Genomic DNA, 12271 nt, shown 5'->3' on the forward strand with positions numbered 1-12271 from the left:
ACGTGGAACTCACCGCAACTGTCCTTGCCTCACCGACCGCCACTGCCACCGCCACTGCGAATCCGCGCGTCCTCGTCGTTCTGCCCTCATTGGGCACCTCGGTGAGCGCGCTGTGGCAGTCAGCTGCCACCCACCTCGGCGGCGTGGATCCTGAGACGACGGTCATCGGCATCGACCTGCCCGGCCACGGCCGTTCGACGCCGGTCGACGTCCCCGCGGGGACGTCCGAGGTGCCCAGGCTGACGATGAGCGACCTCGCCGAGGCGGTCCTGACCACCATCGACCGAGTCCTTCCCGACGTGGCCGGTTCTGCTGCTGCCCGCATCAGCCTGGCCGGTGACTCGATCGGCGGCGCGATCGCCCTGCAGCTGGCCCTCGACCACGGTGACCGCTTCGATCGTGCCGCCGTGTTCTGCACCGGAGCCAAGATCGGTGAGGCCAGCGGTTGGGAGGAACGCGCGGAGGTCGTCGCCACCTCGGGCACCCCCACACAGGTCATCGGTTCGGCCCAGCGTTGGTTCGGTGAAGGCTTCATGGATCGGGAGCCCGATGCTTCGGCTGCCCTGCTGCACTCGCTGCAGGACGCGGACCGCTTCTCCTATGCCGCGCTTTGCCACGCACTGGCCTCCTTCGACGTCCGCTCGCGCCTCTCGGAGATCGCCCTGCCGGTTCTCGCCGTCGCCGGGTCCGAGGATCAGCCGACCCCACCGACCAAACTCGCCGAGATCGCCAATGGCATCTCCGGTGCCCTCCTCGAGGTCATCGAGGGCGCCGCCCACCTCGTGCCTGCCGAAGCACCGGCGGTCGTCGCGGGTCTGCTCCACGACTTCCTGGATGGAAACAGCAGGGGCGGAAACACTGCGAGCGCACAGAACTCGGACGCCGCCTCCGCGGATCTGCCCACCGCCTCTGGTCCACGTGAAGCCAGCCGGGACGAGGTGCGCGAGGCCGGGATGACCGTGCGCCGCCAGGTCCTCTCCGACGCTCACGTCGACCGCGCGAATGCGAAGGTCGATGACTTCACCGCCGACTTCCAGGACCTCATCACCCGCTACGCCTGGGGCGAGATCTGGACCCGCCCGGGCCTCGAGAAGCGCATGCGATCAGCGATCACACTGACCGCGATGATCGCCGGTGGGCATGAGGCCGAACTCGCGATGCACGTCAAGGCCGCCGTGCGCAATGGGCTGAGCCGCGACGAGATCAAGGAAGTCCTGCTCCAGTCGGCAATCTACTGCTCGGTACCCAGCGCCAACACCGCGTTCTCCGTGGCTTCGCAGGCACTGGCGGAGATGGACGAAGAAGGCTGACGCTGTTCGAATCGTCACATTGCGTCCACGGGGCTATCGGTGGCTGTCGATGGGCAATAGGCTGGTTCGGTTGCAGTGAATCGCTTGATTGAGTCTCCGACCTCGGGCGTCACCGCGGTCCCAATCATTCACTTCGCCCGAAGGAACTCCATGAGCGACGCGCCGTACCCACGCCGGGTCTACAAGTTCGCCGTCTTCGCCCTCGCGATCGGCGCGTTTGCCATTGGTGTGACCGAGTTCGCCACAATGGGCCTGCTGCCCCACATCGCCCGCGAACTCGACATCACCGTCCCCCAGGCCGGTCACGCCGTGTCGTTCTACGCCATCGGCGTCGTCGTCGGGGCGCCCCTGATCACCACGATCGCTGCGCACATGGACCGCAAGAATCTGCTGCTGGGCCTCATGGGACTCTTCGCCCTCGGCAATTTCGCCTCGATGCTCGCCCCCGACGCGACCCTGTTCAACATCGCGCGCTTCTTCAGCGGGCTCCCCCACGGCGCCTACCTGGGTGTCGGCGCGATCGTCGCGTCCTCGCTCGTGGCCCCTCACCGTCGCGGCCGAGCAATGGCACGGGTCATGCTGGGCCTGACGATCGCCAACATCGTCGGCGTCCCCATCGCCACGGCGCTGGGCAACATGTTCGGCTGGCGCAGCGCCTACGCCCTCGTAGCCGCACTCGGCATCCTCACTGTCATCATGGTTGCCGTCGGCGTACCGAAGGTGAAGCTGGCCGGTATCCCCTCGGCTCGCGGCGAGATGAAGGCCCTGGGCCGCAGCCAGATCGTCCTCACCCTCGTCGCGGGTTCGGTGGGCTTCGGCGGCATGTTCGCCGTCTACACCTACATCACCCCGACCATGACCGACGTCGCCAGCGTCCCCGAGGTCGCAATCCCCTGGGTCCTCGCGGTCTACGGACTCGGCATGACCGCCGGCTCCCTCATCGCCGGGCCCCTCGTCGACAAGTCCATCGAACGCTCTGGCATCGGCGGCATGATCCTCTCCGCGATCGTGCTCGCCGCCTTCGGCGCCTTCACCCACATCGCTGCGGTCGCAATCATCGCGCTCTTCCTCATCGGCATCGCCGGCTCGATGATCACGACCGCCCTGCAGATGCGTCTGCTGCGTGACTCCCACGACGCCCCGAGCCTGTCAGCGGCCATGAACCACGCCGCGTTCAACCTCGCCAACGCCCTCGGCGCCTGGCTCGGCGGCATCGTCATCACCGCCGGCTTGGGTTACCGCGCCCCGGCCTGGGTGGGCGTGGGCCTGTGCCTGCTCGGGCTCATCGTCCTCATCATCGCCATCGCCATGCGCCGAGGCGGCTCGACGAACCGCTCGACCGTCGAGCTCTGAGGCCGGTGGGGCTTCGCGTCTGAGTCGCGCAGATCACTCGGACGTACAAGTAATCTCAACTTCTGATACCTTCGGGTCGCATTGCGTGAGACAGGAGTAGTGTCTAGCAGTCGCCTTTCACGCCCGTGTCCGGCGACTTTCATCTGACACGAGCACCATCCCGCCCGTGCCTTCGTATCTCGACAACAGCGGAGCACAAAAGAACATGTCCACCGATACACAGCCGGGAAACCCCAGCGCTCAGCCGGGCCCCGAGTCCGAATCCGATGTCATCGCAGCGACTCGGAAGAACAACACCCGGGGCAAGGTTCTCACCGCCTCGATGGTCGGCACCACGATCGAATTCTTCGACTTCTATGCCTATGCGACCGCCTCGTCGCTGGTGTTCCCGGCCCTGTTCTTCCCGAACCAGACGTCGACGACCCAGCTGCTGAGCTCCTTCGCGATCTTCGGCGTCGCCTTCGTCGCCCGACCACTGGGCTCCATCATCTTCGGCCACTTCGGCGACCGCATCGGCCGCAAGAAGACACTCATCGCCTCCCTGCTCATCATGGGCATCGGCACCTTCCTCATCGGCCTCCTCCCGACCGCGAGCACTCCGGGCTGGATCGTCCTGGCCCCGCTGCTCCTCGTCCTTCTGCGCTTCTGCCAGGGAGTCGGACTCGGCGGCGAATGGTCGGGTGCGGCACTGCTGGCCACCGAGAACGCTCCGAAGGGCAAACGTGCCATCTGGGGAACCTTCCCGCAGCTGGGCGCCCCTGTCGGCTTCATCATCGCCAACCTGCTCTTCGTCGGGCTCAACAAATGGACCTCTCCCGAGGCGTTCCTCGCCTGGGGCTGGCGCATCCCGTTCCTGCTCTCGGCTCTCCTCGTCGCCGTCGGCCTCTACGTTCGCATGTCCCTCATGGAGACTCCCGCCTTCCAGCTGGTCGCCCAGAAGCAGCAGATCTCCAAGGCCCCGCTCGCTGCTGTCTTCAAGACGAGCTGGAAGCCGCTGATCCTCGGCACCTTCATCATGTTCGCGACCTACGTGATCTTCTACTTCATGACCGCGTTCACCCTCACCTACGGCACGTCACCGGCTACAACCGGTCAGGCGAAGGCCGCCGCCGAGGCCGCCGGCACGAGCTTCGATCCCGCCGGGTTCGTCGCTGGGCTGGGGTACACGAAGAGTGAGTTCCTCACCTACCTCATCGTCGGCGTCGTGTTCTTCGGCATCTTCACCGTGGTCTCCGGACCGCTGGCCGAAAAGCTGGGACGACGCAAGATGCTCATGGGAGTCACGGTTCTCATCGCCGCCTATGGCCTCGTCGTCAATGTACTGTTCAATTCAGGAACCCCAGGCGTCATCATCGCCCTGATCGTCGGATTCATCCTGATGGGACTGACTTTCGGTCCGATGGCCGCGTACCTGCCGGAGCTGTTCCCGGCCAATGTGCGCTACACAGGCTCGGCGATCTCCTACAACATGTCCAGCGTCATCGGTGCAGGTCCCGCGCCGTTCGTCATGGTGGCGCTGTGGCAGGCCGAAGGTGGAACGATCTTCTACTGCGGCCTCTACATCATCGGGGCGGCGATCCTCACGCTCATCGCCCTGTTCCTGGCCAAGGACACCTCCGACCTCGACATGGAGGCTCAGCTGAGCTGAGCTGAGTCCCAATGCCCTAGGATCGAGACGAGGACAAACCGCATCCGGGGAGGACGACCATGGCACTTTCACCGCAGCTGCAACCCTTGGTCGGCACCTGGCAGGGCACCGGATCGGGCCATTACCCCACGATCGACCCCTTCAGCTACAGCGAAGAACTGACCTTCCGCGACGTCGGCAAACCCTTCCTGGTCTACCAGCAGCGCACCTGGTCACCCGACGGGCAGCCCATGCACATGGAAACGGGGTTCCTGCGCAGCCCCACTCCCTCCACCGTCGAATTCGTGCTGGCCCAACCGACCGGACACGCCGAACTGGCCGAAGGCACCCTGATTGCGGCTGAGCACGGGCTCATTCTCGACCTGCAGTCACCGCAGATCCTCGTGGCCGCATCGGCGAAGCCCGTCGAAGCAACCGCTCGGACCTACCGTCTGGTGAAGAATCAGCTGTCGGTCGACTTCTCCATGGCCGCCGTTGGTGCGGCCATGACTCACCATCTCCATTCGGACCTGGTCAGAGCCGAGGACTGACCGGGTCACGACTGCCCCAGGCTGATACGGAACTTCAACACTACGATTTGGCAACGACCGCCTCGGCGAGGCTCCGTTCGTCATTCATGTGATCCAGGACACGGTACGATTCCTTTCAGACGTTGCTCAGACTTTTCCCGCGCGAGCGACACCTTTCTATGACATCGATGTCACTGACTCTCCTGGAGGAACTATGAAACGACGCTTGACTCTGGCCACAGTGGCCGTCGGCGCCATGCTCGCTCTGTCCGCGTGCGGCGGCGGAGGCGAATCGGAACCGGCAGCGACCGGCGAAGGTGGAGTCCCTCTGGTCAAAGAGGGCAAGCTGACGACCTGCACCCACCTGTCCTACCAGCCTTTCCAGTTCGAGAAGGACGGCGAGGTGGTCGGATTCGACGTCGACATCGTCGATGCCGTGGCGAAGAAGCTCGGCGTCGAACAGGAGATCATCAACACCTCGTTCGAAACGATCACCTCGGGCGCGGAATTCAACCAGCAGAAGTGCGATGTCGCGGCAGCGGCGACGACGATCACGCCTGAGCGCCAAGAGGCCACGGACTTCTCCGAGGGGTATTTCGCCGCCAATCAGGCCATTCTGACCAAGGGCGACAAGACAGCCAAGGACGAGAAAGCGCTCAAGGGATTCAAGATCGGCGCCCAGGCCGGAACCACTGGCCTCGACTATGCGACCGAGCACTTCAAGGACTCCGAGGTCATCACCTACGAAGATCTCCCGCTCTCGCTCGAGGCGCTCAAGACCGGTCAGGTCGATGCCGTCATCAACGACAACGGCGTGCTCTACAACTACAACACCGAGAACAAGGGCTTCGCGATCGGCTTCGATATCAAGACCGATGAGCACTACGGCATCAGCATGAAAAAGGGCAACACCCAGATGAAGAAGGCTGTCGACGACACCCTCAAGGAGATCAAGGACAACGGCGAGTACGACAAGATCTACAAGAAGTGGTTCGGCGAAGCTCCCAAATAGAGATCGCTGATCGGGCGGTCGGCCTCGACTTTCACGTCTGGGCCGGCCGCCCGTTGACCTGAGCAGACTCGGCACACCACGCCACCATCGTTGAAGGACTCACCCATGTCACCAACACCCGAGACCGGACGCGGCGGTCAGACCGGCCCCGCAGTCCCTCTCGCCACTGCCACCCCCAAGGCCAAGATGAGCAAACGCCAGAAGGCCAAGCTCTCCCGCGGCATCCAGTACGCGATCCTCATCCTCATTGCCGTCGTCATCGCGTTCGTCGCCGACTGGCCGACGCTCATCGATTCCTTCGGCCGGGTCGACATCGCAATCGGCATGTTTCCTGGGGTCATCACCGGTGCGCTGAAGAACACCGTCATCTTCACGGCCCTCGGCTTCGTCCTCGGGCTGGCCATCGCTCTCGTCGTCGCCCTCATGCGACTGTCCTCGGTCGGTGTCTATCGCTGGCTCGCGACGATCTACATCGAATTCTTCCGGGGACTGCCGGCTCTCGTTGTCTTCCTCGTCATGGGATTCGGGCTCCCCGTCGCGTTCCCCGGTTTCCTACTCCCCCAGCTGGTCATCATCATGATCGCCCTCGGCCTCGTGTCCTCGGCGTACATGGCGGAGACCATCCGCGCCGGCATCCAAGCTGTGCCCAAGGGACAGGTCGAGGCGGCACGTTCACTGGGCATGTCGTCCTCGCGGGCAATGATCACGATCGTGCTGCCCCAGGCAATGCGCATCATCCTCCCTCCGCTGACCAATGAACTCATCCTGCTGACGAAGGACTCCTCACTGGCCTACATCCTCGGGTCCTCGGTCGACGGGCGCGAACTCGCAGCACTCGGTCGAGCCGAGATCGTCAACACAGCCAACCTCACCCCGTTCATCGTCATCGCGGTCTGCTATCTCATCATCACGATCCCGCTGTCCTATCTCTCACGCGTCCTCGAACGCAAATACGGTTCCGCCGAGCCAGGAGCGAAATGATGTCCCCAACAACCACCACGGCGCGGGAGACCGCGACCCCGATCATCGCGATTCGGAACCTCAAGAAGAGCTTCGGGTCCAATCAGGTCCTCACGGACATCAACCTCGACGTCGACAAGGGCGAAGTCGTCTGCGTCATCGGCCCCTCGGGATCCGGCAAGTCGACGATGCTGCGCTGCATCAACACGCTCGAGACCCCGACTGGCGGCTCGATCGTCGTCGACGGCATGGACATGATGGACCTCGATCTCGACATCGATGCCGCGCGCACCCGCATCGGCATGGTGTTCCAATCCTTCAACCTCTTCGGCCACCTCACCGTGCGCGAGAACCTCACCATCGCCCAGACCAAGGTCCTGGGGCGCTCGAAGGCGGAGGCGAACACCGTCGCCGAGGCGAACCTGGCGAAGGTGGGACTGTCTGAGAAGATCGAGGCCAAGCCCTCGTCCCTGTCCGGGGGCCAGCAGCAACGGGTCGCAATTGCCAGAGCCCTGAGCATGGACCCAGACGTCATGCTCTTCGACGAGCCCACCTCGGCACTCGATCCCGAGACCGTCGGCGATGTCCTCCAGGTCATGCGCAACCTCGCCGAGGCGGGGATGACCATGGTCGTGGTCACGCACGAGATGGAGTTCGCCCGGCAGGTCGCCGACCGCGTGCTCTTCATGGACGGCGGATACGTCGTCGAGGCCGGGCCCGCCAAGGAGGTCATCGGCAACCCGCAGGAGCAGCGGACGAAGGACTTCCTCGCCCGCGTCCTCAATCCCGGGCAGCTGGGGTAGGGGCAGCTCAGCTTCGCCGAGCGGGCACCTTAGCGTTGAGCGGCTATGGCAGAACCTAGACCGTCAGTGATAAGAGGGCCGATCGCTGGAAAACGGTCCGATCAGTGTTTCAGATGGCTATCCTGACAGAGTGATGGCGTGGGAGAGAACGGATCCGAACGTCCTCGAGCTGCCCTCTGGCCGGCTGGTTCGAGGACGTTCACTGCACGCCGCCTCAGCCAGCGAGGAGACAGCGCCAGGGTTCGAGCTGATTCTGCTTGGGAAACGTCACGAGTTCGAGTCACAGATAGCGGCGCCGTCTGCTGCAGACGAATCACGATGGGTGAAGTGGCCCGACTTCTGGCTGCCTTCCGACCCACGTGATGCTGCCGAAGCTATGCACGAGCTGTGGAAGCACGCCGAGTCACTGCGTGTCGGCGTCGCCTGCAGCGGTGGTCGGGGGCGGATCGGCACGGCAATGGCCTGCATCGCAATCATCGACGGCGTCGCGCCACACGAAGCAGTGAGTCTTGTCCGGCGAGGCTACGACGCTCGAGCGGTAGAGACCCCTTGGCAGAATCGATTCGTCGAAGAATTCACCGGTCGGTGAGCCCACGTCTGGCCCGAGACCTCACGATTGTGGAGCCATCGGGCTCTTGTCAGCCAGTTTGATCAGGAAGCCGCATCGTCCCTGCTGGGAGATCTCGCCGTGCTGGTTGTACAGGGTGAACTGCCGGTCGAGGAATCCCTTGTCCTCGGCCGAGACCAGCCGCTTGCCGAGGATCTCCATCTCCATGGTCACCGTGTCTCCGATGTGGAGCGGGCACTTGAACTTCCAGTCGTCGATGCCGGTCATCGCGATCGCGGAACTGGTGAACCAGCCGGCCCGGTCCATCAGCCCGGTGATCACCGCGATCCCCAGTACTCCGTGGAGGAGCCGACCACCGCCTGCCTCCATGTACTCGGCGTCGGAGTGCACCTGGTTCCAGTCGCCGGAGACCATGGAGAACAGTGTGAGGTCGGCCTCCGAAAGCGTGCGTGAGGAGGACCGATAGATCTGGCCGACGTCCATGTCCTCAAAGTAGAGGCTGTGATCGGTGGAGATGGACCTGCCTAGGGGCGGTCCGGACTGCGCGGGATCTTGCGTCATTGCCGACTCCTTCGTTCTTCTGGGCCGGAACGGTCCTTTGCGGACCCCCTATTGCCAGCCCTCATATGATCTGCCATACTCACTATACAAGAACGAACGTTCTTCCCTGCTCAAAGGAGAGTGCTATGGCCTCAACAATCGAACCACCCGTCGACCGATCCGGGCCTGACGCCGTCGATCTTGACCTCCCCGAGGAGAGCAAGATGACGAAGCTGGCGAGTGCCTCGGTCCTCGCCACAGCCCTCGAATGGTTCGACTTCCTCATCTACTCCACCGCCTCGGCGCTGGTGTTCGGGCACATCTTCTTCCCCTCCCTCGACGGCGCACTGGGCACCATCGCCTCATTCGGCACCCTCGCCGTGGGCTTCATCGCACGACCAGTCGGCGGCATCATCGCCGGCGCACTCGGCGATCGCTTCGGACGCAAGGGCCCCCTTGTCGCTTCCATGGTCATCATGGGCCTCGCGACGGCTTCCATCGGCCTGCTGCCCGGGTACGAGACAATCGGCATCTGGGCACCCATCCTGCTCATCACCGCACGCCTGATCCAGGGACTTGGAGTCGGCGCCCAGTGGGGCGGCGCGACACTGCTTCTGACCGAGCACTCCCCCATCAAACGTCGCGGCTTCTACGGCTCCCTCGTTCAGCTCGGCACCGTCGCAGGCATCATCATCGGCAACGCCTTCTTCCTCTGCATCCTGCTCTTCGTCGATGAAGACGCCTTCATCGCATGGGGCTGGCGTGTGCCGTTCCTCTCCGGACTCATCCTCGTCGCGGTCGGCATCTTCGTCCAGATGAAGATCGAAGAGACCCCGGTCTTCAAATCGATGCAGGCCAAGGCCCAAGCCGAGACCGCAGGCAAGGAGATGCCCAAGGTGTCTCTGCTGGGCGCCGTGCGCAGGTACTGGCGTCAGATCCTCCAGGCAGCCGGAGCATTCTTCGTCGTCAACGGCACCTTCTACGTCATGATCTCCGGCATGCTCTCCTACGGAACAGCCAACGTCGGTCTTTCACAGACGACGATGATCATAACCGTCTGCCTCGCCGTTGCCACTCAGATCTTCACGATCCCCTACTTCGGTGCCTGGTCGGACCGCCACGGCCGCCGCAAGATCTTCCTCGTGGGCACAGTGCTCATGGCAGTCTGGGCATTCCCGTTCTTCTGGCTCGTCGACACCGGCAATCCCGTCCTCGTCGCTCTGTCTCTCATCGTCGGTCTCACACTGCATGCAATGATGTTCGGCCCGCAGGCGGCACTGTTCGCGGAGATGTTCCCCGCCGACGTTCGCTACTTCGGAGCCTCTCTCGGATTCCAGCTCGCCAGTGTCTTCGCCGGTGGCCTGGCCCCGATGATCATGGTCTCCCTCATCGAGTTCACAGGCACCTCGGCGAGCGTATCGGCCTACATCATCGTCATGGCAGTCATCACCTTCATCGCCGTCTACACGATCAAGGAGCGCTTCCAGGCCAACCTGCACGAGACCACTCGTGACATCGAGGAGCGCGAAGCTTCGGAAGCAGCAGGTGTCGAACATGTCTGAGCACAATGCGTCACTCGAGGAGCGCATCGCCCGCCTCGAGGACATCCAGGCGATCGGACAGCTTCGCGCCCGCTACTGCCAGGCTCTCGATGACGGTCACTGGAATGCTCTGGCCGACACATTCACCGCCGATGGCGCCTTCGTCGGACTCTCGACGGCCCGCGGTCGTGAGGAGATGCTCGAGTTCTTCCCGAAGCTCAATTCGACGACCGTGACCTCGTGGTGGCACTTCAGCTCAAACGAAACCGTCGACCTCGACCTCGACGGCGACTCGGCCACCGGCACGACCTGGCTGCTCCAGCCCTGCGTCGTCGAGGGCGAATCGCAGCTGGCTGCAGGTCGCTACGACGACACGATGGTCCGCACCGCAGAGGGGTGGCGCTTCGCCGAACGCAAGGTTTCGTTCTTCTTCTGGTCCTCGCTCGAAGCCGGATGGGACGCAGCGCGGTTCTCATTCCCGCCCGCCAGCGGGGCCGCCGATGTGCGCACCATGGAACGAGTCGATCGTGGCCAGTCAGTCTGAGGTCTGCTACGGACTACCGACCGGTGCTGCCGGGCCGGTGAGCGGCACGCACAAGGCCGAACACCAGGTCGACCTGGAGATCGGCGAGTTCGACGGGCGAAAGTCCGCCGTCTGGCCGGTACCACGTGGACATCGAGTTGCACAGAGTCACCACACCACGCGTGGCCGAGCCGATGTTGGCCACATCGCAGGCCCCGGCATCGAGGCCGTCGGCGATGGCGGTACGGAAGACCTCCTCCGTCCGATCACGCTGAGTAACCACCTCGGCGCGGTTCTCGCCTTCGAGGTAACGGAACTCGGTGATGCCCACCACCGAGGCGCGCGGCTTCTCCACGATGAAATCGACATAGGCCCGCACCGCCGCATCAAGCCTGGCCAACGGCGCTTCACCGGCCGCAGTCACTGCCGCCTCGAGAGAGTCGGCGAGCGTGCGCGCAGTGTCCTCGAGGACGACCTCGAGGATCTCGCTCTTCGAACCGAAGTAGTTGTAGAGGTTCGACAGCGAGGTCCCGGCTGCCTTCGCAATCTCACGCGTCGACGCCCCGTGGAAACCCTTCGCTGCGAGCACTTCGAGCGCCGCATCGACGACCGTTTCGCGGTCGATGAAACGTGGCGCAGCCCGCCGCCTGCCTGACTTGTCCACATACTCGTCCATTGCCACCAATCTTCTCATAAGCCCCCTCGGAAGGAATCTCCATGACACCGCAACTCGCCCCCGGACAGCGACTGCTCGCTGCCGCCCCCACCCTCGCACCGGGTTCGACATTGGCCTTGGCTGACGCTGTGGCGACTGCGCTTCGCACCGAGATCATCGACTCCTCCGACCTGGTCTCAGCGGACTTGGTGTCCGCCAACCTCGAGCTGAAGAGGCAGGTCGCCGAGCCGCTGAATCCGACTGCGGTCGTCACAGCGATCCTGCCCGATCGGGACGCAAGTGTGCGCACCGAGGTGACTGCCTTCCTCAACGATGACACCAGGGCCGTTGCCGTCCTGCGGTTGGCATTCACCGGAACGATGCCCGACGCCTGGGCCCTCGACCGTTCCGATTCCTTCTCCGGCCTGCTGTGCCCCGGCAGCAGGGAGTGGAACGCCGAGCTCCACCGTCGGCTGAGCGAGGACGAGTCGTTCGCCCGCCTCATCGAGACCTACGACGGAACAATAGGGATCTCGATCGGCGGCCGTCCCGTGCACATCCGCTGCTACCGCGGCCAGGTCCTCGAGGTCGTGGCCCGCGCGATCAAGGGTGCCGACTTCGTCCTCGACATCCCCGGCGAGGTCTTCATCGATCTCATGAACTCCGACGACAACAGCTTCATGGAGACCGCGATGCTGGGGAAGATGCGATCGGCAGGATCCGGCTACGAATACCTGCGCATGACAAGCGCACTCATCCGCATCATCGACAACGCCCGCGCCCTCGCCGGCACCGCCGGATACATCGGCGCACACACGACTTCCATCGAGACCCAGCAGGTGGCCTGAT

At 63.9% G+C, this 12271-nt stretch carries 13 protein-coding genes; 11 read left to right on the top strand and 2 right to left on the bottom strand.

Annotated elements, in window-relative coordinates:
* Positions 1-2: 2 nt before the first annotated feature.
* The 8 genes from pcaDC (at position 3) to HU144_RS18495 (ending at position 8184) form a co-directional block, all read left to right on the top strand.
* Entirely contained in the window at positions 3-1310 is a 1308-nt protein-coding gene (pcaDC, locus tag HU144_RS19590) for a bifunctional 3-oxoadipate enol-lactonase/4-carboxymuconolactone decarboxylase PcaDC (RefSeq protein WP_442862667.1), read from the top strand.
* Between the two features lie 150 nt (positions 1311-1460).
* Positions 1461-2663 carry an MFS transporter gene (locus HU144_RS18465; protein ID WP_235352531.1) on the top strand — a complete coding sequence of 401 codons (1203 nt, stop codon included), beginning with the start codon at positions 1461-1463 and terminating at the stop codon, positions 2661-2663.
* Positions 2664-2868: 205 nt separating this feature from the next.
* Complete coding sequence (locus tag HU144_RS18470; RefSeq protein WP_235352532.1) at positions 2869-4311, top strand: MFS transporter; 1443 nt, start codon at positions 2869-2871, stop codon at positions 4309-4311.
* A gap of 59 nt (positions 4312-4370) precedes the next feature.
* Positions 4371-4841 carry an FABP family protein gene (locus HU144_RS18475; RefSeq protein ID WP_235352533.1) on the top strand — a complete coding sequence of 157 codons (471 nt, stop codon included), beginning with the start codon at positions 4371-4373 and terminating at the stop codon, positions 4839-4841.
* 193 nt (positions 4842-5034) lie between these two features.
* Positions 5035-5832: a transporter substrate-binding domain-containing protein gene (locus HU144_RS18480; RefSeq protein WP_235352534.1), complete on the top strand. Its 798-nt coding sequence runs from the start codon at positions 5035-5037 to the stop codon at positions 5830-5832.
* Between the two features lie 186 nt (positions 5833-6018).
* Entirely contained in the window at positions 6019-6813 is a 795-nt protein-coding gene (locus HU144_RS18485; protein ID WP_235352737.1) for an amino acid ABC transporter permease, read from the top strand.
* Positions 6813-7595: an amino acid ABC transporter ATP-binding protein gene (locus HU144_RS18490; RefSeq protein WP_268825983.1), complete on the top strand. Its 783-nt coding sequence runs from the start codon at positions 6813-6815 to the stop codon at positions 7593-7595. The genes HU144_RS18485 and HU144_RS18490 overlap by 1 nt, the downstream gene beginning before the upstream one ends.
* A gap of 133 nt (positions 7596-7728) precedes the next feature.
* On the top strand, positions 7729-8184 hold the full coding sequence (locus HU144_RS18495; RefSeq protein ID WP_235352535.1) for a protein-tyrosine phosphatase family protein: 456 nt from the start codon (positions 7729-7731) through the stop codon (positions 8182-8184).
* A gap of 21 nt (positions 8185-8205) precedes the next feature.
* Here the strand turns inward: HU144_RS18495 and HU144_RS18500 are convergent, their stop codons facing one another.
* Positions 8206-8724 carry a MaoC/PaaZ C-terminal domain-containing protein gene (locus HU144_RS18500; RefSeq protein ID WP_235352536.1) on the bottom strand — a complete coding sequence of 173 codons (519 nt, stop codon included), beginning with the start codon at positions 8722-8724 and terminating at the stop codon, positions 8206-8208.
* 125 nt (positions 8725-8849) lie between these two features.
* On the opposite strand from HU144_RS18500, the gene HU144_RS18505 reads away from it, so the two are divergent.
* Entirely contained in the window at positions 8850-10265 is a 1416-nt protein-coding gene (locus HU144_RS18505; RefSeq protein ID WP_235352537.1) for an MFS transporter, read from the top strand.
* A complete protein-coding gene (locus tag HU144_RS18510) occupies positions 10258-10788 on the top strand; it encodes a nuclear transport factor 2 family protein (protein ID WP_235352538.1) in 531 nt (176 codons plus the stop codon). The genes HU144_RS18505 and HU144_RS18510 overlap by 8 nt, the downstream gene beginning before the upstream one ends.
* 13 nt (positions 10789-10801) lie before the next feature.
* Here the strand turns inward: HU144_RS18510 and HU144_RS18515 are convergent, their stop codons facing one another.
* The gene (locus HU144_RS18515) at positions 10802-11443 is read right to left on the bottom strand and encodes a TetR/AcrR family transcriptional regulator (RefSeq protein ID WP_235352539.1); all 642 of its coding nucleotides are present in this window, start codon (positions 11441-11443) and stop codon (positions 10802-10804) included.
* 41 nt (positions 11444-11484) lie between these two features.
* Here HU144_RS18515 and HU144_RS18520 point away from each other — a divergent pair, with 41 nt between their 5' ends.
* Positions 11485-12270, top strand: a complete 786-nt coding sequence (locus HU144_RS18520; RefSeq protein ID WP_235352540.1) for a hypothetical protein — start codon at positions 11485-11487, stop codon at positions 12268-12270.
* Position 12271 lies beyond the last annotated feature (1 nt).

Source organism: Brevibacterium sp. UCMA 11752 (assembly GCF_021532235.1).
Taxonomy (GTDB): domain Bacteria; phylum Actinomycetota; class Actinomycetes; order Actinomycetales; family Brevibacteriaceae; genus Brevibacterium; species Brevibacterium antiquum.